Here is a 22,094-nt window from a genome sequence, read left to right as displayed (position 1 = left end):
CTGACGGACAGTCAGGAAGCGGGGGCGGTGCGGTGATCGACACGCTCGACCAGACGGTCCCGGAGGGCGAGGAACGGCTCACCCTCAGGGTCGGGGACGGCATCGCGACGGTCACCCTGTGCCGTCCCGAGAAGCTCAACGGCTGGAGCTGGGAGGCCAGCCGCCAGCTCGGCCTGATCGCGGACCGGATCCGCTTCGACGAGCGGGTGCGGGCCGTGCTGCTGCGGGCCGAGGGGCGGGCGTTCTGCGCCGGGATCGACGTCACCGCCCCCGGCGGGGCCATCACCGGACGCTCGGCGGCCGAGCGCACCGAGAACTACGCCGAGGGCGTCCGCTGGGCCCACGAGCGCTTCGCCGCCTTCGCCCGGCTGCCCCAGCCCGTCGTGGCCGCCGTCCAGGGCTACTGCCTCGGCTTCGGCTTCGAACTCGCCCTCATGGCCGACATCCGCCTCGCCGCCGACGACGCCGTCTTCGCCCTCCCCGAGACCGGCGTCGGCGTCGCCGTGGACGCGGGCGGCGACCTGCGGATCGCCCGCGAGGCGGGCGCGGGCTGGGCGAAGTACCTGGCGCTCACCGGCCGGAGGATCGACGCCGCCACCGCCGAACGCCTCGGCCTGGTCCAGCGCGTCACCGCCCCCGGGGAGCTGGCGGAGACCGCGTACGAGACGGCCGCCGCCATCGCGGCGAACGCCCCGCTCGCGGTCCGGGCGGTGAAGCGCAGCATCGACGCCTTCGCCGACCGGGGCCTCGCCGACGCCCTCGACCGGACCGCGTTCGCCGCCGCGCTCACCCTCACCTCGGAGGACGCCCGCGAGGGCTACGCGGCGAAGGCGGCCCGCAGACCGCCCCGCTTCGAGGGCCGCTGAGTCACATGGTGGGGGCGGGCTTGAGGACGGCGAAGGGGGCCCCGAACGGGTCCGCGAGCCAGGCGATCCGGCCGACGTCCGGGACGTCCGCGGGCGGCATCAGCACCGAGCCGCCGCTCTCCTGCACCGAGGTGGCGATCACGTCGGCGTCGTCCGTCGCGAAGTAGGGGATCCAGCGCGCCTTGTCCGCACCCGGCTGCAGCGGGGCCGCGCCGCCGAAGGAGGCGTCCTGCTGGTCCCCGACCGCCGTCGAGATCACCCGGTACGTCATGCCGGGCGCCTCCATCTCCGCCCAGCGCCAGCCGAACAGGCCGCGGTAGAAGCCGAGCACGGCCTCCGGGTCGGCGACGTGCAGCTCTGCCCAGAGCAGGGCGTTGTTCTCGGAGGTCCGCTCCAGGCCCTTCACGGCGTGCGGCTCCCAGACGGCGAACTCGGCGCCGCCCGGGTCGGTCAGGGCGGCCATCCGCCCGGCCTCCATCACGTCCATCGGGGCCATCCGGACCGTGCCGCCGCCCTGCTCGGCAGCACGGGCGGTGACCTCGGCGTCCGGGGTCTCGAAGTAGATCGTCCAGGCGCTCTCCGCGCCCTCCTCCGTGAGCGGGCCGAGGGCGGCCACGGTCCTGCCGTCCTGCTGGAAGAAGCCGTAGCCGCCCGTCTCCGGCCCGGCCGAGACGAAGTCCCAGCCGAAGACCCGGCCGTAGAACACGGCGGCGGCGCCGGTGTCGGGGCTGCCGAGGTCGAGCCAGTCGGGCGAGCCCGTGGTGAAGTCCGTACCGAGCATGGGGGTGAGTCCCGTCCTTCCGGGTGGGGAGGCGTGCCGAGGCGGAGCGGGTGGCGCGGTTCCGGCCACCCCGGCCGATCCTCGCCCCCGCTGCCGCCCCGCGCGGCGCTGCCACCCCGGTTTCCGCCGCACGGCCCAACGCGCTTCAGTCCTCGCGCACCCCGCCCGTACCGCCCGTACCGCCCGTGCCGCCGGCCCCGTCCGTGCCGGCGCCCGCCCCGTCCGTGAACCGCCCGCGCCCCAACTGGGCGCGCACCGGCACCACCGGCTCGTTCACCAGCGACCTGCGCTGCCAGTTGGCGCCGTCGACCACCAGCGTGTGCCCGCTGACGAACCGGGCGTACGGGGAGGCCAGGAAGGTCGCGGCCCAGCCCAGCTCGCGCGGCCGGCCCACCCGCAGGGCGGGCTGCCGCAGGTCGGGGCGTCCGGCCCGGTCGAGGTTGGCCCGGACGGCGGGCACCATCTCCTCGTGCGGCATGAGCCCCGGCACCAGGCCGTTGACCTGGATCCCGTACGGCCCCCACTCCACCGCCAGCGTCTCCGTCAGGTTCTTCACCCCGGCCTTCGCCGCCGCCGAGTGCGCGTACCCGGGCCCGCCCGTCCAGGCGTAGGAGGCGCCGACGTTGACGACCGAGCCGGGGGTCCCCGCCGCCAGGTGCCGCCGGGCGAACTCCCGGGTCGTGAACCAGGTCCCGGAGAGCGTGATGTCCACCACCGCCCGCCAGCCGTTGGGGGACAGCTCCTCCGCCGGCACCGGGAAGTTGGCCGCCGCGCAGTTCACCAGGACCTCCGGCCGGGCGTCCAGCGCCGCCTCGCAGACGTCGAGCACCCCGGCGATCCGCTCCGGGTCCCGGATGTCGCACACCCCGGTCACCACCCGGGTCCCGGCGACCGCCGCCAGCTCCTCGCGGGCGGCCGCCAGCCGCCCGGCCGTGCGGCCCAGGATCGCCAGGTCGGCGCCGAGCCGGGCGAACTCGGCGGCGATCGCCTTGCCGAGACCGGAACCCCCGCCGGTCACCACGACCGCCCGGCCCGCGAACGTGCCCGCCGGCAGCGCGCTCGCCCCGAGCGGGGGAGGGGCGGGCAGCCCCGGGGTGTCCGCGAGGCCCTCGTGCGTCATGTCCTCCATGGCGTATCGATAGCGCGCCCCGCCCGAGAACTGAAGACCCGTCAGGCCGCGGACCCGGCCTCCGCCCTCCGGTCCAGCTCGGTCAGGAGCAGGTCCGCGTTGACCGCGGCGCCCGCCCGGTAGCCGCCGCTCGCCGCGTTCACCACCTGCTCGTGCGCGCCGATCGCGTTCCCCGCCGCCCACACGCCCGGCACGCCGGTGCGCCCGGTCTCGTCCACGGCCGTGAAGTCGCCGAACGGCGTCTGCCGGGTCGGTGCGCCCAGCGCCGCGAGCAGCCCGTCGCGGGGTACCGGCCGGGGGCCCACGAACAGCACCTCGCGCGCCACGGTCCGCCCGTCGGCCATCCGTACGCCCGTCAGCCGGTCCTCCTCGACCACCAGCCCCGCCACCTCGCCGGTCACCACCGTCACCCCGGCCGCCGCCAGCCGGGCGGCGTCCTGCCCGGAGGGGGCGGCGGCCGTGTGCAGGAAGAGGGTCACGTCGGCCGACCACTGCGAGACCATCAGCGCCTGGTGTGCCGGGAGTTCCGGGTGCGCCAGCACCCCGAAGGCCCGGTCGCGGACCTCCCAGCCGTGGCAGTACGGGCAGTGGATGACGTCCCGGCCCCAGCGCGCGGCCAGCCCCTCCAGCTCCGGCAGCTCGTCCACGAGCCCGGTCGTCACGATCAGCCGGCGGGCCCGGAGCCGGCGCCCGTCCGCCAGGGCGAGCGCGAAGCCCCCGTCCCCGTCCGGGACCGCGGCGGTCACCTGGCCCTCGGTGCGCTCCACCCCGTACGCCGCGATCTCCCGCCGCCCCGCCTCCAGGAAGGCGGCCGGGCTCATCCCGTCCCGGGTGAGGTAGCCCTGCATGTGCGCGGCGGGCGCGTTGCGGGGCTCGCCCGCGTCGACCACCAGGGTCCGGCGCCGGGCCCGGCCGAGGACCAGGGCGGCGCTCAGCCCCGCCGCGCCGCCGCCGACCACCACGACCTCGTACGTCTCGTTCTCGTTCTCGTCCATGCCGCGAGGGTCACGCGGACCGTGCTCGCTTGACAAACGAAGTTGCCGTTTCTGCAATGGATGCATGACCACCGAAGACGACGACCGCATCGACGCCGTGCTGACCGAGGTCGGCCCCCGGCTGCGCCGGATCCGGCGCGAGCGCGGGGCCACCCTGGCGGAGCTCTCCGCCACCACCGGCATCTCCGTGAGCACCCTCTCCCGCCTGGAATCCGGGCAGCGCAAGCCCAGCCTGGAGCTCCTGCTGCCGATCGCCCGCGCCCATCAGGTGCCGCTCGACGAGCTCGTCGGCGCCCCGCCGGTCGGCGACCCCCGGGTCCGGGCGAAGCCGATCGTCCGGCACGGGCGGACCATGTACCCGCTCACCCGCCAGCCCGGCGGGCTCCAGGCGTACAAGGTGGTCCAGGAGCCCGGCGCCGAGGCGGGGGAGCCGCGGGTGCACGAGGGGTACGAGTGGCTGTACGTGCTCTCCGGCAGCCTGCGGCTGGTGCTCGGCGACCACGACGTGGTGCTCGGCTCCGGCGAGGCCGCCGAGTTCGACACCCGGGTGCCGCACTGGTTCGGGCCCGCCGGTGACCGGCCGGTGGAGTTCCTGAGCCTGTTCGGGCCGCAGGGGGAGCGGATGCACGTGAGGGCGCGCCCCAAGAAGTCCTGAGCCGGGTCGCGCCCGGAAGGTCCCGCCCTGCGGGCGGACGGCGCCACTTTCCGGCGCGGCCTGGTTCCGCCAGCCCAAGCGACCGCTTAGTATGCCGACACCACCCGGAAGAACCGCGCAGGACCGACGACGGCTGCTGGAGGCCCCGATGCAGGCATGGCGAGTGCACGAGAACGGCGAACCGGGCGAGGTGATGCAGCGCGACGAGACCGACCGTCCGGTGCCCGGGGACGGGCAGGTGCTGCTCAAGGTCCGCGCCACCGGCATCAACTTCCCCGACGCGCTGCTGTGCCGGGGGCAGTACCAGGTGCGGCCCCCGCTGCCCTTCACGCCGGGCGTGGAGATCTGCGCGGAGACCGAGGACGGGCGCCGGGTCATCGCCACCCCCGCCCTCCCGCACGGCGGCCTCGCCGAGTACGCGGTGGCCGACGCCGCCGCCCTGCTGCCGGCCCCCGAGGCCCTGGACGACGCGGAGGCCGCCGCGCTCCACATCGGCTACCAGACCGGCTGGTTCGGGCTGCACCGCCGGGCCGCCCTCCAGGAGGGCGAGACCCTGCTGGTGCACGCCGCCGCGGGCGGTGTCGGCAGCGCCGCCGTGCAGCTCGGCAAGGCCGCGGGCGCCACCGTCATCGGCGTGGTCGGCGGCGCCGACAAGGCGGCCGCCGCCCGCGCGCTCGGCTGCGACACCGTCGTCGACCGGCACGCCGAGGACGTGGTCGCCGCCGTCAAGGAGGCCACCGGAGGCCGCGGCGCCGACGTGATCTACGACCCCGTCGGCGGCGCCGCCTACCAGCAGTCCGCCAAGCTGGTCGCCTTCGAGGGCCGGATCGTGGTCGTCGGCTTCGCCAGCGGCACCGTGCCCGCCCCCGCCCTCAACCACGCCCTGATCAAGAACTACGCCATCCTGGGCCTGCACTGGGGCCTCTACAACCTCAAGGACCCGGCCGCCGTCCTGCGCTGCCACGAGACCCTCACCGAGCTCGCCGCCAAGGGCCTGATCAAGCCGTACGTCAGCGAGCGCGTCCCCTTCGACGGCGCGGCCGACGCCGTGCAGCGGGTCTCCGAGGGCGTCACCACCGGCCGGCTCGTCGTCCTCCCGGCGGGAGCCCGCGCATGACGGACACGCCCCCCGGCGCCGGCGAACTCGTCGAGCGCACCCGCCGGCTGCTCGCCGAGCACCCGCCCGCCACCACCGGCCGCACCGACTTCCTGCGGGCCCGCTTCGACGCCGGACTCGCCTGGGTGCACTACCCCGTCGGGCTCGGCGGACTCGACGCCCCGCGCTCCCTCCAGGCCGTCGTCGACGCCGAACTCGCCGCCGCCGGAGCCCCCGACAACGACCCGCGCCGGATCGGCATCGGCCTCGGCATGGCCGCCCCCACCCTCCTCGCGTACGGCTCCGAGGAGGTCAAGGAGCGCTTCCTGAAGCCGCTCTGGGTCGGCGAGGAGGTCTGGTGCCAGCTCTTCAGCGAGCCCGGCGCCGGCTCCGACCTCGCCGCGCTCGGCACCCGCGCCGTGCGCGACGGGGACGCGTGGGTGGTCGACGGGCAGAAGGTGTGGACCTCCAGCGCCCATGTGGCCCGCTGGGCCATCCTCATCGCCCGCACCGACCCGGAGCTGCCCAAACACCGCGGCATCACCTACTTCGTCTGCGACATGACCGACCCCGGCGTCGAGGTCCGGCCGCTGCGGCAGATCACCGGCGAGGCCGAGTTCAACGAGGTCTTCCTCACCGGCGTCCGCATCCCCGACGCCCACCGCCTCGGCGAGGCCGGCGACGGCTGGCGGGTCGCCCAGACCACCCTGATGAACGAGCGGGTCTCCATCGGCGGCGCCCGCCTGCCCCGCGAGGGCGGCATGATCGGCAAGGCCGCGGCGACCTGGCGCGCCCGGCCCGAGCTGCGCACCCACGAGCTGCACCGGCGGCTGCTCGACCTGTGGGTGGACGCCGAGGTCGCCCGGCTCGCCGGCGAGCGGCTGCGCCAGCAGCTCGCCGCGGGCAGGCCGGGACCCGAGGGCAGCGCCATGAAGCTGTCCTTCGCCCGCCTCAACCAGGCCATCAGCGGCCTGGAGGTGGAACTCCTCGGCGACGAGGGCCTGTTGTACGGGGACTGGGCGATGGTCCGGCCCGATCTCGTCGACTTCACCGGGCGTGACGCGGGCTACCGCTACCTGCGCTCCAAGGGCAACTCGATCGAGGGCGGCACGAGCGAGGTGCTGCTCAACATCGTCGCCGAGCGGGTCCTCGGCCTGCCCGCCGAGCCCCGCAACGACAAGGACGTCGCCTGGAAGGACCTCGCGCGATGAGCGACCTGCTGTACTCGGAGACCGAGGACGACCTGCGCGCCGCCGTGCGCTCGCTGCTCGCCGACCGGGCGGACGCGCGGACCGTGCTCGGCCGGATCGAGACCCCGGACCCCTATCCGCCGGGGCTCTGGGAGGCGCTCGCGGGCGGCATCGGTGCCGCCGGGCTGCTGGTGCCCGAGAAGCTGGGCGGCCAGGGCGCGGGCCACCGGGAGGCCGCCGTGGTCCTGGAGGAGCTCGGGCGGGCGGTCACCCCGGCCCCGTACCTGACCAGCGCGGTCGTGGCGACCGCCACGCTGCTGGCGCTCGGCGCGGAGACCGGACCCGTCGCGGAGCTGCTCGGCGCCCTGGCGGGCGGCGAGCGCGTCGCGGTGCTGGCCGTCCCGTTCTCGACCGCCCCCGACGGCCGCCCGGCGGGCACCGCACCGGCCGGTCCCGACGGGCCCGCGGATCCCGCCGAGCCCGTCCCGGCCGTCGCCGACGCCGTCGCGGCCGACGTCCTCCTGGTCCCGCGCGCCGACGGCCTGTACGCCGTCGACGCGGCGGACGCCGTGCTCACCCCGCGGTCCTCGCTGGACCTCACCCGGCCGCTCGCCCTCGTGGACGCGGGCGGCGCCGGCGGCACCCGGCTGGCCGACGCCGCCGCCGCGGGCGAGGCCGTCCGGAGCGGGCTGCTCGCCGGCGCCGGACTGCTCGCCTCCGAGCAGCTCGGGCTCGCCGAGTGGTGTCTGGAGGAGACCGTGCGGCACACCCGCGAGCGGCACCAGTTCAACCGGCCGGTGGGCTCCTTCCAGGCGCTCAAGCACCGGATGGCCCAGCTCTGGCTGGAACTGGTGGGCGCCCGGGCGGTGGCCCGGGCCGCCGCGGACGCCCTCGCGACCGGCGCCGCCGACGCCGCGCTCACCGTGGCCGTCGCCCAGGCGTACTGCTCGAAGGTGGCGGTACGCGCGGCGGAGGAGTGCGTCCAGCTGCACGGCGGCATCGGGATGACCTGGGAGCATCCGGCCCACCTGGCGTTGAAGCGGGCCAAGTCCGATGCCATCGCCCTGGGTTCGGCCGGCCGGCACCAGGACGCCGTCGCGGCCCTGGTGGACCTCCCGGCCCCCGCGTAGGCGCTGCTGAGGGCCCCTTTGTCCGCACCCCTTTACCTGTTGTTTAATTGCAAGCTGTTCGCAACAACAGTTGATCTTCAAAAGGGGTGTGGACACCATGACCGCCCGATCCATACGCGGCGCGGCCGCCGCGACGCTGGCCGGAACCCTGGCCCTCACCGCGGCGGCCTGCTCGACCCCCGGCGGCGCCGCGGGCTCCGGCGCCGGCGGCAAGGACGCGGCGGTCGTCGGCATCGCCTACGAACCCGAGTCCCTCAGCCCCCTGCTCGGCTACGGCAAGGACGGCAACTCCAAGATCTTCGACGGGCTGCTCGCCCTCGACGCCGACATGAAGCTGCGGCCCGCCCTGGCCACCGCGCTCCCGCGGATCAGCGCCGACGGCCTCACGTACACGTACCGGCTCCGCAAGGGCGTGACGTTCAGCGACGGACAGCCCTTCACCGCGAAGGACGTCGTCTTCACCTACCGCACGGTGCTCGATCCGAAGACCAACAACGCCTCCCGCACCGAGCTCGACGCGCTCAAGGACGTCCGGGCCGTCGGTGAGGACAGCGTCGTCTTCACCCTCAAGTACCCCTACGCGCCCTTCGCCCAGCGCACCGTCCTCGCCATCGCCCCCGAGCACGTCGCAGGCCGCCAGGACGTCAACACCGGCTCCTTCACCACCCGCCCGATCGGCACCGGCCCGTACCTCCTCACCGGCTGGTCCAAGGGCGAGAAGCTCACCTTCAAGGCCAACCCCTCCTACTGGGGCGGCGAGCCCGCGGTGAAGAAGTTCACCATGGCGGTCATCAAGGACGACGACGTCCGCGCCACCCGGCTGCGCGCCGGCGACCTCGACGGCGCCATCCTGCCGCCCGCCCTCGCCGCCGGATTCAAGCAGGACAAGGCCAAGAAGACCTACGCGGCCGCCACCTACGACTACCGCACGGTCACCCTGCCCACCCACCACGCGGTCACCGGCGACACCGCCGTCCGCCGCGCCCTCGACGTCGCCGTCGACCGCCAGGCCATGGTGGACAAGATCCTCGAAGGCGCCGGAAAGCCCGCCTACGGGCCCGTCCCCACCGACAGCCCCTGGTTCGCCCGGGGCACCGAGCGCCGCCACGACCTCGCCGCCGCCGGGAAGATCCTCGACGCGGCCGGCTGGAAGCCCGGCCCCGACGGCGTCCGGGTCAGGAACGGCGTCCGCGCCTCCTTCCCGCTCTGGTACCTCTCCGGCGACAAGCTCCGCCAGGACCACGCCCTCGCCTACGCCTCCGACGCCAAGAAGGCCGGCATCGAGATCAAGGCCCAGGCCGGCACCTGGGAGGTCATCGAGCCCCGGATGAAGACCGACGCCGTCCTGGCCGGCGGCGGCTCGCCCGGCGACCCCGACTTCGACCAGTACCTGCTGCTCACCTCCTCCCTCGGCGGCGACGGCTTCAACAACATGGCCTGGTACGACAACAAGGCCGTCGACAAGGCCCTGGAGGACGGCCGCCGCACGAACGACCCGGCGAAGCGCCGCGCCGCGTACGACACCGTCCAGCGCGAACTGGTCCGGAACCCCGGTTACACCTTCCTCACCCACATCGACCACCTCTACGTCGTGAACGACCGCTGGGACACCGCCGCCGGCGGCCTGACCACCCAGGTCGAGCCGCACGACCACGGCCTGGCCTCCGGCCCCTGGTGGAACGTCGAGGGCTGGAAGCCGAAGCCGTGAGCCGCCGCCTCCCCTGGGGGGCCATGGCCCGGATGACGGGACGGCGCGCCCTGGCCGCCGTCCCGGTCCTGCTCGGCGTCACCCTCGCGGTCTTCGCCGTCGCCGAGGCCTCCCCCTTCGACCCCGTCAAGGCCTACGCCGGCACCGCCGGACTCACCGCCTCCCAGGAGAACCTGGACCAGCTGCGCGCCAACCTCGGCGTCGACCGGCCCCTGCTCACCCGCTGGTGGGACTGGCTCGGCGGCGCCGTCACCGGCGACCTCGGCGAGTCCGGCACCATGCGCCAGCCCGTCGCCGACGTCATCGCCGAACGCCTCGGCTGGTCCGTGCTGCTCGCCGCCACCGCCTTCCTCGTCGCCGTCACCCTCGGCACCGCCCTCGGCGTCCTCGCCGGCCGCCGCCGGGGCGGCCTGCTCGACCGGGCCGTGAGCTCCGCCGCGTACACCCTGGAAGCCGCCCCGGCCTTCTGGCTCGGCCTGCTCGCCATCTGGTTCTTCGCCCTCCGGCTCGGCGCGCTGCCCGCCGGCGGACTCACCGACACCGGAAGCGACACCGTCACCGCCGGCCAGGTCGCCACCCACCTGGTGCTGCCCGCCCTCGTCCTCGGCGTCTCCCAACTGCCCTGGTTCTTCCTGTACGTACGCCAGGGCGTCGGCGACGCGCTGGAGGAGGACCCGGTGCGCGGCGCCCGCGCCCGCGGCCTCTCCGAGCGGACCGTCCTCACCGGCCACGCCCTGCGCTCGGGCATGCTGCCCATGCTCACCCTGATCGGCTCCCGGGTCCCCGAACTGATCACCGGCGCCCTCCTGGTGGAGACCGTCTTCAGCTGGCCCGGCATCGCCGCCGCCACCGTGCAGGCCGCCGTCTCCGTCGACTTCCCGCTGCTCGCCGCGCTCACCGTGCTGGCCACCGCCGCCGTGCTGCTCGGCAACCTCCTCTCCGACCTGCTCTACGGACTGGCCGACCCCCGGGTGGGATTCGATGGCTGACACCACGCTCAGGAAACCCGAGAGCCGGGGCACCCCCCGGGCGCGGACGCGCGGGGGAGCCCCCGCCGACCGCACCCGGCGGGCCCGGCTGTGGAGCTCCGCGCTCGTCACCGGCGCCGTCGTCCTCGCCGTCCTGCTCGTGCCGCCCCTCGTCCGGCTCGACGAACAGGCCGTCGACCTCGGGAGCAAGCTGCTGCCGCCGTCCTGGGAGCACCCGTTCGGCACCGACGACCTCGGCCGGGACCTGCTCCTGCGCTGCGTCTACGGGCTGCGCGTCTCGCTCCTCGTCGGCCTGGTCGCCGCGCTGGTCGCCACCGTCATCGGGACGGCGGTCGGCGCCGTCGCGGGCGCGCTGGGCGGCCGGTTCGACCGCTTCGTGATGCGGATCGTCGACGCCTTCTCCTCCGTGCCCCACCTGCTGCTGGGGATCTTCATCGTGGCCATGTTCCGGCCCGGGGTCTGGCCGGTGATCGTGTCCGTGGCGCTCACCCACTGGCTCTCCACCGCCCGGATCGTCCGCTCCGAGGTGCTCTCGCTGCGCGGGCGGCCCTTCGTGGACGCCGCGGTCTCCGGCGGCGCCTCCCGCCGGCGGGTCGTCGTGCGGCACCTGCTGCCCGCCGTCCTGCCGCAGGCCGGCCTCGCCGCCGTCCTCATGGTGCCGCACGCCATGTGGCACGAGTCGGCGCTCTCCTTCCTCGGCCTCGGCCTGCCCAGCCACCAGGCCAGCCTCGGCGGCCTCGTCCAGACCGCGCGCTCCTCGCTGCTGGCCGGGGCCTGGTGGCCGACCCTCTTCCCCGGCCTCCTGCTCATCGTGCCGACCCTCGCCATCGCCGGACTCGCCGGGATCTGGCGCGACCGGCTCAACCCGCGCCGCCGATCGGAGCTGACACTGTGACCGGGGACGCCGTGACCGGACGGGCCGCACCGGCCGGGGGCGTGAACCCGCAACTCGCGCGGGCCCTCGCCGCCGTCACCGCCGAGCGGGCCGAGGACGCCGTGCTGAGCGTCCGGGGCCTGACCGTCCGCTTCCGCATGCGCGGCGGCCGGAGCGTCGCCGCCGTCACCGACGCCGACTTCGACCTGGCGGCGGGGGAGTGCCTGGCCCTCGTCGGCGAGAGCGGCTGCGGCAAGTCCGTCCTCGCCTCCGCCCTGCTGGGCCTCCTCCCCGGCAACGCCGAGACCGAGGGCAGCGCCCTCCTCGACGGCACCGACCTGCTCGCCGCCGGCGAACGCACCCTCGCCCGCACGGTACGCGGCCGGCGCGTCGGCCTCGTCCCGCAGAGCCCCGCCGCCCACCTCACCCCGGTGCGCACCGTACGGGCCCATCTCACCGAGACCGTCCGGGCCCTCACCGCCACCCCGCGGGGCGGCCGGCGCGCCGCGGCCGAGGCCGCCGCCGAACGGGCCGCGTTCCCCGCCGGACACCTCGACCGCTACCCGCACGAGCTCTCCGGCGGCCTCGCCCAGCGCGCGGCCACCGCCCTCGCCCTCATCGGCGACGCGCCCCTGCTGCTCGCCGACGAACCCACCACCGGACTCGACCGGGAACTCGTCGACCGCACCGCCGACGAGCTGCGCCGCCACGCCGACGCGGGCAAGGCCCTGCTGCTCATCACCCACGACCTGGCGGCGGCCGAGCGGGTCGCCGACCGGGTCGCCGTCATGTACGCCGGGCGGATCGTCGAGATCACCCCCGCCGCCCGCTTCTTCGGCGGCCCCGGCCCCCGGCACCCCTACGCCCGGGGACTGCTCGACGCCCTCCCGGAGCGGGCGTTCACCCCGGTCCCCGGGCTGCCGCCGGAACTGTCGGACCTGCCGGAGGGCTGCGCCTTCGCCCCGCGCTGCGCCCGCGCCACCGAGGCCTGCGCGGTCCGGCCGGACCTCGTCGCCTCCACCGCCTGCCACCACCCGTGGGGAGCCCGGGATGCTTGAACTCCACGACGTCACCGCCGGATACGAGCGCCGCGCGCCGGTCTTCCGGCACGCCTCGCTGACCGTCGCCCCCGGCGAGGCGGTCGGGCTGCTCGGCCCCAGCGGCTGCGGCAAGTCCACCCTGGCCCGGGTCGCCGCCCTGCTGCACCGCCCCGACGAGGGCCGGGTCCGCGTCGACGGCACCGAGGTACGGGCCTGGCGTCACCGCGCCCCGCGCGCGCTGCGCACCTCGATCGGGGTGGTCTTCCAGCAGCCCCGGCTCGCCGCCGACCCGCGGCTGCGGCTCGCCGACCTGATCGCCGAGCCGCTGCGCGCCACCGGCCGGCGCTCCCTCGTCCCCGAACGCCTCGCCGCCCTCGCCCCCGTCGTCGGGCTCACCGGCGACCTGCTGGGCCGCCGTCCGCACGAGGTCAGCGACGGGCAGCTGCAGCGCGCCTGCCTGGCCCGCGCCCTGGTGCTGCGGCCCCGCTGGCTGGTCTGCGACGAGATGACCGCGATGCTCGACGCCTCGACGACCGCGGCCCTGGTCGGCGCGGTGGAGGCCTACCGGGCGGAGACCGGCGCGGGGCTGCTCGCCGTCGGCCACGACCGGGTGCTCCTGGAGCGCTGGTGCGACCGCACGGTGGAGTGGCCCGACTGCCTGGGGGGCGGAACCCCGGAGCCGGGGAACGGTCCGGTGCCGCGGTGGGGAACGGTCTGATCCGGAACGTCACCCGGATGGGCGCGCCGCCATACCGCCGTCCGGATCGTCCGGTCCGCCACACTGTCCGCCGAACGCCGCAATTCCGGTGCGGCGCGAGGAGGTTTGCGCGATGGCCGTTTCCGTTTCCGTACTGCTGCTGCTGCTGATCCTGGCCGTGATCTTCCTGCGCACGGGAGGTCTGAAGTTCTCCCACGCGCTGGTCTGCGCGCTGCTCGGCTTCTTCCTGGCGAGCACGAGCATGGCGCCCAGCATCCAGAACGGGGTCGCCGCCACCGCCGACGTGGTCTCCAGCCTGCGGCCCTGACCGGCGCCCGGCGGAACGTTTCATGATCGTGAAGTGCGCGTGAAACGGCCCGCTTTTCCATGTACATCTCAAGCACTCGGGCCTAGCGTCACCGCGGCGCGACCTTCGTACGCACGCACCCGAGGAGCCGCATTGACCACCCGACCCCCCGGTCGGCGAGCCCGCGCACTCGCGCTGATCGCCGCCGTGAGCGCGACCGCGCTCGCCCTCGCCACACCCGTCGCCCTCGCCGACGAGATACCGCTCGCCCCCGGGCACCGGCTCGTCGCCTCCTACGAGGGGGCGCCCGCCACCGCCCGGCCGGTCCCCGCCGAGGCGCCGCCCCAGCACCCGTACCTCGCCCCCAACGGCCGCAGCGGCATGCACGCCGACGCGGCCGGCAGCGGCACCCACCCCTTCCCCGGGCCGCTCGGCCGCGACCCCAAGGTCGCCAGCGAGAAGATCGCCGCCCTGGGCGGCGAGTGCGCCACCGTCACGTTCGACGCCGGCGGCCGGCTCGTCACCGTCTGCGGCACCTTCAACGGCTTCCTGCTCAAACTGCTCGACCCGCGCACCCTCGACACCCTCGCCGAGTACCAGCTGCCGCAGCGCTCCTCCACCGTCGAGGCCATCACCCGCCTCGACTTCGAGAAGATCTTCAAGGACACCTCCGGCGGCGCCTACTTCTACCTCGACGACCGCGACCGGGTCGTCCTGGCCGACTCGCGGCAGCACGTCCTGCGCCTCGCGCACCGTCAGAAGGGCGACGGGGCATGGGAGTTCGTCGTCGAGGACGACTGGGACCTGACCCCGCTCGTCCCGCACGACTGCGTCAGCTGGACCAACCTCTTCCCCAGCGGCGTCTGCGACCCCGTCACCTCCGTGATGCCCGACTGGGACGGGCGCATCTGGTGGGTGACCCGGCTCGGCCGGGTCGGCACCGTCGACCCCGCCACCGGCGCCCTGCGCGCGATCCGGCTCGACGGCGAGGAGATCCAGAACTCCTTCTCCGTCGCCGAGGACGGCGTCTCCATCGTCACCGACCACGCGCTCTACAGCTTCCGCGCCGACGCCGACGGCACCCCGCGCGTCCAGTGGCGCCAGACCTACGACCGGGGCACCGGCACCAAGCCCGGCTCCGTGAACCAGGGCTCGGGCACCACCCCCGACCTCTTCGGCCAGAACGGCGCGCGGTACGTCGCCATCACCGACAACGCCGACGACCGGATGAACGTCCTGGTCTACCGGCGCGGCACCGACGTGGCCGAGGCCGACCGCCTCGTCTGCAAGGTCCCGGTCTTCGGCTCCGGCGCCTCCACCACCGACAACTCGCTCATCAGCTGGGGCAACAGCCTCGTCGTCGAGAACAACTACGGCTACGAGAACCCCACCACGCTGACCTTCGGCCGCAGCGTCGTCGGCGGCGCCACCCGCGTCGACGTCCGCGCCGACGGCAGCGGCTGCGACACCGTGTGGGAGAGCGACGTCCGCTCGCCCTCCACCGTGCCCAAGCTCTCCACCGCCAACGGCCTGCTCTACTTCTACGAGAAGCGGCCCAACCCGCTCGGCATCGACGCCTGGTACCTGACGGCCGTCGACTTCCGCACCGGCAAGCGCTCCTGGTCCCGGCTGACCGGCACCGGCCCCGCCTACGACAACAACTGGGCGCCGATCACCCTCGGTCCCGACGGCACCGCGTACGTGGGCGTCTTCAACGGCATCGTCGCCGTCCGCGACGGCGCCTGACCGCCCTCCGGGCGGAAGCACGCGTGCCCGGGACCCCCCGACGGGGTCCCGGGCACCAGCGTCCCGTGGGGGGGCTCACTCCATCTCGGGCATCTCGCCGACCGTCGTCCTCGCGTCGATCACCGCGAACGCCGCGCCCTGCGGGTCCACGATCGCCGCGAACCGCCCGAAGGGGCTGTCCATCGGCCCGAACACCTTCCGGCCGCCGGCCCGCTCGGCGTACTCGACGGCCTTGTCGCAGTTGTCGACGGCGAAGTAGACCTGGATGTACGCGGGGATCTCGGCCGGGAAGTCCTCCGCGGTCATCGCCATCCGGCCCAGGACGGGATCGGCACCGAGGTCGAAGACCCGGTAGTCCATGTGCTCGTCCTTGATCTTCTTCGAGCTGTAGTCGAAGACCGCGGTGAAGAAGTCGTCGGCCTTGGCCGGCTCGCGGGTGAAGACCTCCGCCCACGCGTAGCTGCCGGACTCGCCCTCCACCTCGAAGCCCTCGTGCGCGCCCGCCTGCCAGACGCCGAACACCACGCCCGTCGGGTCCTGCGCCAGACACATCGAACCGAAGTCGCCCACCCTCATCGGCTCCATCAGCAGCGTGCCGCCCGCGGCCTTGATCTTCTCCGCGGTGATCTCGACGTCGGGCGAGGCGAAGTACAGACACCAGGCCGACTGCTGCTCACCGTCCTGCCCGGGCATCGGCGGGACGACCGCCGCGACCGCCTTGCCGTCCTTGTAGGCCTGGGTGTAGTTCCCGTACTCCGAGGCGGACTCGCCGAAGGTCCAGCCGAGCACGTCGCCGTAGAACGACTTCGCCCCCTCGATGTCCGTGAACATCGCGTCGGTCCAGACCGGCGTGCCTTCCGTGCGTGAGGCCATGACGGGACTCTCTTCCGATCGATGACGTGTCTACGGCCACGCTAACCACCTCCGCCGCGCCCCGCATGGTGACGCACGGTGAGTGATGCGCCTCCCTTCGCGGAGAGCGGTCACCTACGGTGTTCGCGGGCGGTCGGCGCCAGCTCCTTGACCAGGGCCCAGAAGACCGGGAAGTCGGGGATCTCCCGCGACTCCCGCGCCCACCGGCCGCCCCCGGCGGTCCGCACCACGACCAGCCCGTCCCCGCGCAGCTCGCAGCGCCGCACCCGCTCCCACGGCGACGTCCCCGACGGCAGCGTGATGCCCCGCCCGTCCAGCGCCACCTCCCCGAAGGCCACGCTCCCGCCCTCCTCCAGCGCCGACACCGCCGTCGGCAGGGCCCGGCGCACCGTCTCGTCCAGGACGATCTGGGCCAGCTCGCGGATCTGCGAGTCGGTGGGCTTCGGCACCGTCTCCTCGTTGATGAAGCCGTCCACGGTCACCGCCCGCCGTCCGCCGGTCGACAGCCGGTACGCGTAGCGCGTCCCCGCGTACCCCCCGTGGACGTACGTACGGGTGACGTCCTGGTGCATCGCCGTCACCGCGCCCCAGGGCACCGCCCGCGCGCCCCCGTCGGTGCCCGGACAGAGCAGCCCCCGCTCGTACAGGTACACGTACTCGTCCGGTCGCAGCGAGGCGCTGGGCACCTTGCCGTAGCGCCACACCAGCCGCCCGAGCAGGCCGAACGGCGGCACCAGCAGCAGGATCCCGGCCCAGGTGCCGACCAGCCGGGTGGCCAGCACCGGGAGCCAGAGGGCCGCCACCCCGAGCAGCAGCAGCGCCGAGGGCGGCACGCCCCGGCGCCGCTCGCCCTCGGTGTGGTGCGCACGGAAGCCCCGCAGATACACCCCGAGCCCGGCCTCGCGCGCGGTCCGCGTGGCCTCCTCGCCCGGCGGTGGCACCGTCACCCGGTCGCCCGTCCCCACGGAGCACCCCCCTCCCCCTCACCGAATGATGTCAGGGGCGTCCCGGAGGTGCCAGACGCTCGACGGCGTAGCGGTGGAACGGGCCGTCCGGAATGGGGAGTTCGGGGCGCCACAGCTTCAGCACCTGGGCCGAGGGGAGGAACAGGGCCGCGGGCAGCCGGTCGAGCGCGGTCCACTCCCAGCGCTCGATCTTGTCGGGTTCGGCGACGGCCGGGCTGCCGCTGTGGGCGCGGACCACCGTCGCGGCGGTCATCCGGGTCAGCGCCGCCGAGGTCTGGGTGTCCAGGACGAGCCCGATGACCCGGGCGTCGGCCTCGACGGCCACGAGCGTGGTCTCCTCGGCCAGTTCGCGCACCGCCGCCCGCTCGATCGACTCGCCCGGGTCGACCTTGCCGCCGGGGAGCTCCCAGACGCCGGAGCGGTGCAGGCCGAGCAGCACCCGCCCGGCGGCGTCGGTGACGACCACCCCCGCGCCGAGGGAGGCCTGCGCGGGCGGCGGCTGGGTGTTGCGGTGGGCGGCGGTCATGGACGCTCCTCGGGCCGGGACTCGTTGCGCCTGCCAGCCAACACCATGGCGCCGACAGCCGGTGCTCAGAGCACCGCGATCCCCAGGGGGCGCGCGCCGGCCGCCAGCCGGCGGGTCGAGCCGTCGGCGAGGTCGACGACCGTCAGGCCGTCCCAGAAGCCGTCCCGGGTGAAGCCGCCCGTGACGTAGGCGGTACGGCCGTCCGCCGAGACGGCGACGTCCTCGTGCGGGCCGTCCAGCGGGACGACGCGCTCGCGGCCGTCCGGCGCGCGGACGGTCAGGGACGGGCCCCGGTCGGCGGACGGGTCGATGGGACCGGTGCCGACCACGAGGAGGGTGCCGTCGGGGGTGACCGCGACGCCGTGCTGATGCGTGTCCGCCGTCATCGGCTCGACCGTGGAGCGACCGGTCCGCGGGTCCAGGACGACGAGCCGCTCGCCCTCGAAGGGCAGCAGCAGCCGCCCGTCCGAGGGACGCACGGCCGCGTAGTGCGGCTTCAGCCAGGAGCCGAGCCCGCCCTCCGTCCCGTACGGGGCCACCTCGATCCGGCGCGCGCAGGGTGTCGGCGCGGACCGCGGTCACGTCGAAGGAGTCGTGGTCCGTGGCGTAGACCTCCGAGCCGTCGCGCGCCACGTCCACGTCGAAGGGGCGCCGCCCGACCGGCACGGCGTCCGTGACCTCCAGGGCTGCCGTGTCGATCACCTCCAGGGTGCCGTTCCCGCCGGGCACGTTGACGCCCACGTACGCCCGGCGTCCGTCGGGCGACAGCGCGATCCCCATGCCGCCGCCCCGGTACTCGCCGGTGGTGACGGGACCGGTCGCCGTCCGGTACGGGACGAGGGCGAGGCGGGTCCGGGCGGCCGTGTCCACGACGGCCACGCCCTCGGCGGTCGCGACCCAGGCCCGGCCGTCGGCGCCGACCGCGAGCCCGTACGGCGCGGTGCCCACCCGCACGGAGGCCACCGGGCCGCGCGCCGGGTCGACGAAGGTGACCGTGTCCGCGCCGAAGTCGGCGACGAGCAGCGTGCCGGCCGGGGCGGGCGCCCCCGGGGACGCGGCCGACGGGGAGGGGGCCGACGGGGAGGGGACGGAAGGGGAGGGGGCGGAAGGGGAGGCGGCACCGGGGGACGGCGACGCCGTGGCGGGCCCGGCGGCGGCCCGCTCGCCGCCCTGGGCGCAGCCCGCCAGCAGGGCGACGGCGGCGGCCAGCCCGGCGAGGGCGCGGTGACGGTTCATCGGCGGGACTCCTGGGGCGAGACGGGGCGGGGCCGGCGGGGCGGAGGGGCAGCCCGTGTCCCATGCTCCGGCCACCCCGGGGCCCCTCGGGTCAGCCGATCGGCTGACCCGGGGGTCGCCGGGACGGCCGAAGGTCCCGCACCCCGCCGCTGGTCACCGCTCGCACCGCCAGGCCCGCCCGGTCCAGCAGGCTCGCCGCGATCGTGGCCAGCCGGCCGCTGCCGCACACCGTCCAGATCTCCCGGTCGCGCGGCAACTCCGCGACCCGGCGGGGGAGTTCGGGCAGCGGGACGTGGAGCGTGCCCGGGATCCCGCCCTCGGGGCGCTCCGGCCGCACGTCCAGCACCCGCACCCCGCCGAGCCGTGCGGCCAGCTCGGACGCGTCCGCCGTGGGGAAGGAGCGCACCGCCCGGCCCGCGGCCCGCCACGCGTCGACGCCGCCCGCGAGGACGCCGGCCACGTTCTCGTACCCGATCCGCAGCAGCTGGACCACGGCCTCCTCGGCCGCCGCGCCCCCGGCGGAGGGGCCCGGCAGGACCAGTACCAGCCGCGTCCCGAACGGTACGACCTCGGCGACCAGGCGCGCGAAGCGCTCGTCCAGCTCCTCGCAGAGCGCACCCGGCAGGTGTCCCGCCGCGAAGGCCAGGCGGTCGCGGGCGTCGAGGACCTGCGCGCCCTCCCCGGTCAGCCCGGCGACCATCGCCGGGGAGAGCGGGCGGGGCACCGGCGGCCCGCCGAGGACGGCGGGCCCGGAGCGGTTGATCGGCGCCATGTGCCGGTAGTACGCGGGGTACGGCGGCAGGCCCGTGGCCCGCTCGGCGAGGTACCGCTCCTCGTCGGGCGGCCCGAGCGCCGGGTTGCCCCGCCGCTCCGCCCCCACCGTCGTCGTACGGTCCGGGCCGCCCGGCACGGGCCCCGCGGCGCAGGAGCTGCCCGCGCCGTGGGTCGGCAGCACCCGGGTCGCGTCCGGCAGCAGCGCGAGCCGCCGCAGCGAGCGGAACTGGGCGCGGGCCAGCTCCTCGGTGCGGCCCGCGCCCGACAGGTCGGTGCGGCCGGCGCCGCCGACGAGCAGGCTGCCCCCGGTGAACACGGCGGCCGGCGGTGCCCCCGGCTCGTCCAGGACCAGGTACGCGGTGTGCTCGGCCGTGTGCCCGGGGGTCTCCATCGCCCGCACGGTGACGTCGCCGACCGTGAGCTCGTCGTCCTCGGCGAGCGGGAGGTGGTCGAAGGCGTACGGGGCGCGGGCCGGGCCGGCCACGGTGGCGCCGGTCGCCGCGCGCACCTCCAGGGCGCCGGAGACGTAGTCGTTGTGGACATGGGTCTCCAGGACGTAGCGGATGCGCACCCCCCGCTCGGCGCAGGACTCCGTCAGCGCCCAGCTGTCGCGCTGCGGGTCCACCAGGGCGGCCTCGTCGCCGCTGACCAGGAGGTAGCTGCTGTCGCCGAGCGACGCCGTGGTCAGGACCTCGATCTCGTGCACGGTGCCCGCCGCCCTCAGACCACGACGACGTCGACCGAGGCCACCGGATTGCAGCCGTAGCCGCGGGCGTTCCACTCCGCCCGCTCCGGCTGGACGGCGCCGGCCGCGTCGGTGGCCCGCGCGAACACCCGGTAGCGTCCGGGGGAGTCCGGCGTCCACCGGCAGGACCAGCCGGTCCAGGCGTACGGGCCCGAGGGCTCGGCGAGCCCCGCGTCCCGCCATCGCCCCGAAGGTCCCTCCGGATCGTCGGGGGCGTCTTCGTGCACGGTCCGCACCTCGACCCGCCGCACCGGCACCCCGTCGCCCGACCAGGCCCGGCCGCGCACCACCGTCTCCCGGCCCCGCCGCAGGTCCTCGTCCGGTTCGGGCGCCGTGATCAGGGACTTGACCCGCAGCCCGGCCACCGGCCCGCGGCCGGTGCCGTCCGCGTCGACGTACACGTACTCCTCGGTCTGGAACACCCCGGTGAAGGGTTCGGTGACCGCCCGCGCCCCGACCAGCCACTTGACGTCCGCCACCGCGTACCGCCCGGGGACCACCAGCCGGACCGGCGCGCCGTGTTCGGGGGTGAGCGGCGCGCCGTCCATGCGGGTGGCGAGCAGGGTGTCCGGATGCAGGGCGACGGGGAGCGGCAGGCTGCGGGCGAAGGGCGTGCGGCGGCCGTGGACGGGGCCGGAGTCGGCCCCGGTGAAGACGAACTCGACGACCGCCGGGTCGACCCCGGCCCGCTCGGCGAGCAGCCGGAACGGCACACCCGCGAACCGCGCGCAGCCGACCGCCCTTTGCCCCCAGGGCAGTCCGGGCGGCCGGGGCGTCATCAGGCCGCGGCCGTTGCCCGCGCACTCCAGGACCATGTCCAGCTCCGTGTGCGGCAGGGCGAGCAGCTCCGGGTACCCGAGCGCGAACGGGCCGCGCACCGCGCCGTCGATCCGCAGCCGCCACGCGGCGGGCGCCGTGCGCGGCACGCCGAAGTGGCCGCGCACGAAGAGGGCCTCGGCGGGGGTGACCGCTTCGGTCAGGGCCGCCGACGGCGTCTGGGCGTTGTACGGGGCGGTGGTCACCGTCTCCGGTGCCCAGGCGGTGGCACCCGGCCCGCGCGGGATCACGGAGGCGCACATGGTCCTTCCAGGCTACGCCCGGACCCTCCTGGGCCACCCGCCGTGCGCTGGGTCATACTGACCCTCCTCGATCAACAGATTGTTTAAGGAGGACTCTTGGCCGCCAGCTTCAAGACGGTCATCGAGGTGGGCCCCGCCCACCTCGCCCAGGCGCAGGCCCTCGGCCACGCCTTCCAGGAGGCCATCGCCCCCGCCACCGTCAACTACGACTTCGACCACATCCGCGCCGCCGCCGAGGCGATCCCCGACAGCGGCATCGTGCGGATGGTCCGCGGCTGGGGGCTCCAGGAACACGCCCCCGTCCTCGTCATGGTGCTCTCCCTCAAGGAGGCGGTCCGCCAGGCCCTGCCGCCCGAGTCGGCGCAGGCGTCCTTCTGGGGCACCGTCGAGCGCGAACTCGTCGAGGCCTTCACGGGCCTCGCCGCCCAGGAGGGCCTGCCGGGACTCTCGTACTACGAGGAGGGCGCCGACCGCACCCGCTACTACCGGGACCTGTTCTTCGCCCTCCAGGACGAGGAGACGGGCGGTCACATGTACGCCATCGCGTTCTGCATCGACGTCACCATCGGCCTCGACAAGGCGGCCGTCGGCGCCCTGGAGATGACCGACGCCGTCCCGTTCGCGATCCGCCTGAACGCGATCGTCCTGCGCCAGGAGCTCGCGCAGGCCCTCGCCGCCTGACCTCCCGCGCCA

At 75.3% G+C, this 22,094-nt stretch carries 21 protein-coding genes and 1 pseudogene; 13 read left to right on the top strand and 9 right to left on the bottom strand.

From position 1 onward, the window contains the following. Positions 1-32 precede the first annotated feature (32 nt). On the top strand, positions 33-866 hold the full coding sequence (locus ABD981_RS04480; RefSeq protein WP_123954916.1) for an enoyl-CoA hydratase/isomerase family protein: 834 nt from the start codon (positions 33-35) through the stop codon (positions 864-866). 1 nt (position 867) lies between these two features. Here ABD981_RS04480 and ABD981_RS04475 read toward each other — a convergent pair whose 3' ends face one another. The 3 genes from ABD981_RS04475 to ABD981_RS04465 form a co-directional block, all read right to left on the bottom strand. Continuing rightward, a complete protein-coding gene (locus ABD981_RS04475; protein WP_046910264.1) occupies positions 868-1,647 on the bottom strand; it encodes a VOC family protein in 780 nt (259 codons plus the stop codon). 145 nt (positions 1,648-1,792) lie between these two features. Next, complete coding sequence (locus ABD981_RS04470) at positions 1,793-2,776, bottom strand: SDR family oxidoreductase (RefSeq protein WP_240495381.1); 984 nt, start codon at positions 2,774-2,776, stop codon at positions 1,793-1,795. Positions 2,777-2,817: 41 nt separating this feature from the next. Continuing rightward, entirely contained in the window at positions 2,818-3,771 is a 954-nt protein-coding gene (locus ABD981_RS04465; RefSeq protein WP_046910265.1) for an NAD(P)/FAD-dependent oxidoreductase, read from the bottom strand. A 64-nt stretch (positions 3,772-3,835) separates the two neighbouring features. Between ABD981_RS04465 and ABD981_RS04460 the strand changes: the two genes are divergently transcribed. The 11 genes from ABD981_RS04460 to ABD981_RS04410 all read left to right on the top strand — a co-directional run bounded on the left by ABD981_RS04460 (position 3,836) and on the right by ABD981_RS04410 (position 15,203). After that, on the top strand, positions 3,836-4,426 hold the full coding sequence (locus tag ABD981_RS04460) for a helix-turn-helix domain-containing protein (RefSeq protein ID WP_046910266.1): 591 nt from the start codon (positions 3,836-3,838) through the stop codon (positions 4,424-4,426). Positions 4,427-4,574: 148 nt separating this feature from the next. After that, a complete protein-coding gene (locus ABD981_RS04455) occupies positions 4,575-5,543 on the top strand; it encodes an NADPH:quinone oxidoreductase family protein (protein ID WP_046910267.1) in 969 nt (322 codons plus the stop codon). Next, on the top strand, positions 5,540-6,733 hold the full coding sequence (locus tag ABD981_RS04450) for an acyl-CoA dehydrogenase family protein (protein WP_046910268.1): 1,194 nt from the start codon (positions 5,540-5,542) through the stop codon (positions 6,731-6,733). Before ABD981_RS04455 ends, ABD981_RS04450 begins: the two co-directional genes overlap by 4 nt. Then, entirely contained in the window at positions 6,730-7,842 is a 1,113-nt protein-coding gene (locus tag ABD981_RS04445; RefSeq protein WP_046910269.1) for an acyl-CoA dehydrogenase family protein, read from the top strand. Before ABD981_RS04450 ends, ABD981_RS04445 begins: the two co-directional genes overlap by 4 nt. Before the next feature lie 97 nt (positions 7,843-7,939). Continuing rightward, on the top strand, positions 7,940-9,550 hold the full coding sequence (locus ABD981_RS04440; protein WP_046910290.1) for an ABC transporter substrate-binding protein: 1,611 nt from the start codon (positions 7,940-7,942) through the stop codon (positions 9,548-9,550). After that, positions 9,547-10,539: an ABC transporter permease gene (locus ABD981_RS04435; RefSeq protein WP_046910270.1), complete on the top strand. Its 993-nt coding sequence runs from the start codon at positions 9,547-9,549 to the stop codon at positions 10,537-10,539. Before ABD981_RS04440 ends, ABD981_RS04435 begins: the two co-directional genes overlap by 4 nt. Then, entirely contained in the window at positions 10,532-11,434 is a 903-nt protein-coding gene (locus ABD981_RS04430; protein ID WP_123954917.1) for an ABC transporter permease, read from the top strand. The genes ABD981_RS04435 and ABD981_RS04430 overlap by 8 nt, the downstream gene beginning before the upstream one ends. Before the next feature lie 137 nt (positions 11,435-11,571). Further along, a complete protein-coding gene (locus tag ABD981_RS04425; RefSeq protein WP_046910292.1) occupies positions 11,572-12,471 on the top strand; it encodes an ABC transporter ATP-binding protein in 900 nt (299 codons plus the stop codon). After that, complete coding sequence (locus ABD981_RS04420; RefSeq protein ID WP_046910271.1) at positions 12,464-13,171, top strand: ABC transporter ATP-binding protein; 708 nt, start codon at positions 12,464-12,466, stop codon at positions 13,169-13,171. Before ABD981_RS04425 ends, ABD981_RS04420 begins: the two co-directional genes overlap by 8 nt. A 112-nt stretch (positions 13,172-13,283) precedes the next feature. Beyond that, positions 13,284-13,478 (top strand): hypothetical protein, encoded by a 195-nt coding sequence (locus ABD981_RS04415; protein WP_046910272.1) that lies wholly within the window; start codon positions 13,284-13,286, stop codon positions 13,476-13,478. A 132-nt stretch (positions 13,479-13,610) separates the two neighbouring features. After that, entirely contained in the window at positions 13,611-15,203 is a 1,593-nt protein-coding gene (locus tag ABD981_RS04410; protein ID WP_046910273.1) for a hypothetical protein, read from the top strand. Positions 15,204-15,278: 75 nt separating this feature from the next. On the opposite strand, the gene ABD981_RS04405 is transcribed toward ABD981_RS04410, so the two are convergent. From ABD981_RS04405 to ABD981_RS04380, 6 genes and pseudogenes are all read right to left on the bottom strand, one after another. Further along, positions 15,279-16,076, bottom strand: a complete 798-nt coding sequence (locus tag ABD981_RS04405; protein ID WP_345527981.1) for a VOC family protein — start codon at positions 16,074-16,076, stop codon at positions 15,279-15,281. A gap of 110 nt (positions 16,077-16,186) precedes the next feature. Continuing rightward, the gene (locus ABD981_RS04400) at positions 16,187-17,041 is read right to left on the bottom strand and encodes a DUF6585 family protein (protein ID WP_345527979.1); all 855 of its coding nucleotides are present in this window, start codon (positions 17,039-17,041) and stop codon (positions 16,187-16,189) included. Between the two features lie 31 nt (positions 17,042-17,072). Then, complete coding sequence (locus tag ABD981_RS04395; protein WP_046912428.1) at positions 17,073-17,567, bottom strand: nucleotide triphosphate diphosphatase NUDT15; 495 nt, start codon at positions 17,565-17,567, stop codon at positions 17,073-17,075. A gap of 65 nt (positions 17,568-17,632) precedes the next feature. Continuing rightward, positions 17,633-18,803: pseudogene (locus tag ABD981_RS04390) on the bottom strand (YncE family protein). Between the two features lie 91 nt (positions 18,804-18,894). Further along, positions 18,895-20,283 (bottom strand): MBL fold metallo-hydrolase, encoded by a 1,389-nt coding sequence (locus ABD981_RS04385; RefSeq protein WP_046912429.1) that lies wholly within the window; start codon positions 20,281-20,283, stop codon positions 18,895-18,897. A gap of 14 nt (positions 20,284-20,297) precedes the next feature. Next, entirely contained in the window at positions 20,298-21,401 is a 1,104-nt protein-coding gene (locus tag ABD981_RS04380) for a sulfite oxidase (protein WP_046912430.1), read from the bottom strand. Between the two features lie 96 nt (positions 21,402-21,497). On the opposite strand from ABD981_RS04380, the gene ABD981_RS04375 reads away from it, so the two are divergent. Next, positions 21,498-22,082, top strand: a complete 585-nt coding sequence (locus ABD981_RS04375) for a type 2Aa cytolytic delta-endotoxin (RefSeq protein WP_046912431.1) — start codon at positions 21,498-21,500, stop codon at positions 22,080-22,082. Positions 22,083-22,094: the final 12 nt, after the last annotated feature.

The organism is Streptomyces showdoensis, assembly GCF_039535475.1.
Classification (GTDB): Bacteria; Actinomycetota; Actinomycetes; order Streptomycetales; family Streptomycetaceae; genus Streptomyces; species Streptomyces showdoensis.
The sequence above is the reverse complement of the archived record's forward strand: the minus strand, read 5'-3'. Positions and strand labels throughout refer to the sequence as shown.

Coding starts and splice junctions, on each gene's coding strand:
- ABD981_RS04445 (WP_046910269.1), top strand. CDS start 6,730: ATGAGCGACCTGCTGTACTCGGAGACCGAGGACGACCTGCGCGCCGCC.
- ABD981_RS04420 (WP_046910271.1), top strand. CDS start 12,464: ATGCTTGAACTCCACGACGTCACCGCCGGATACGAGCGCCGCGCGCCG.
- ABD981_RS04465 (WP_046910265.1), bottom strand. CDS start 3,771: ATGGACGAGAACGAGAACGAGACGTACGAGGTCGTGGTGGTCGGCGGC.
- ABD981_RS04405 (WP_345527981.1), bottom strand. CDS start 16,076: ATGGCCTCACGCACGGAAGGCACGCCGGTCTGGACCGACGCGATGTTC.
- ABD981_RS04415 (WP_046910272.1), top strand. CDS start 13,284: ATGGCCGTTTCCGTTTCCGTACTGCTGCTGCTGCTGATCCTGGCCGTG.
- ABD981_RS04430 (WP_123954917.1), top strand. CDS start 10,532: ATGGCTGACACCACGCTCAGGAAACCCGAGAGCCGGGGCACCCCCCGG.
- ABD981_RS04440 (WP_046910290.1), top strand. CDS start 7,940: ATGACCGCCCGATCCATACGCGGCGCGGCCGCCGCGACGCTGGCCGGA.
- ABD981_RS04455 (WP_046910267.1), top strand. CDS start 4,575: ATGCAGGCATGGCGAGTGCACGAGAACGGCGAACCGGGCGAGGTGATG.
- ABD981_RS04395 (WP_046912428.1), bottom strand. CDS start 17,567: ATGACCGCCGCCCACCGCAACACCCAGCCGCCGCCCGCGCAGGCCTCC.
- ABD981_RS04425 (WP_046910292.1), top strand. CDS start 11,572: ATGCGCGGCGGCCGGAGCGTCGCCGCCGTCACCGACGCCGACTTCGAC.
- ABD981_RS04450 (WP_046910268.1), top strand. CDS start 5,540: ATGACGGACACGCCCCCCGGCGCCGGCGAACTCGTCGAGCGCACCCGC.
- ABD981_RS04380 (WP_046912430.1), bottom strand. CDS start 21,401: ATGTGCGCCTCCGTGATCCCGCGCGGGCCGGGTGCCACCGCCTGGGCA.
- ABD981_RS04460 (WP_046910266.1), top strand. CDS start 3,836: ATGACCACCGAAGACGACGACCGCATCGACGCCGTGCTGACCGAGGTC.
- ABD981_RS04475 (WP_046910264.1), bottom strand. CDS start 1,647: ATGCTCGGTACGGACTTCACCACGGGCTCGCCCGACTGGCTCGACCTC.
- ABD981_RS04470 (WP_240495381.1), bottom strand. CDS start 2,776: ATGGAGGACATGACGCACGAGGGCCTCGCGGACACCCCGGGGCTGCCC.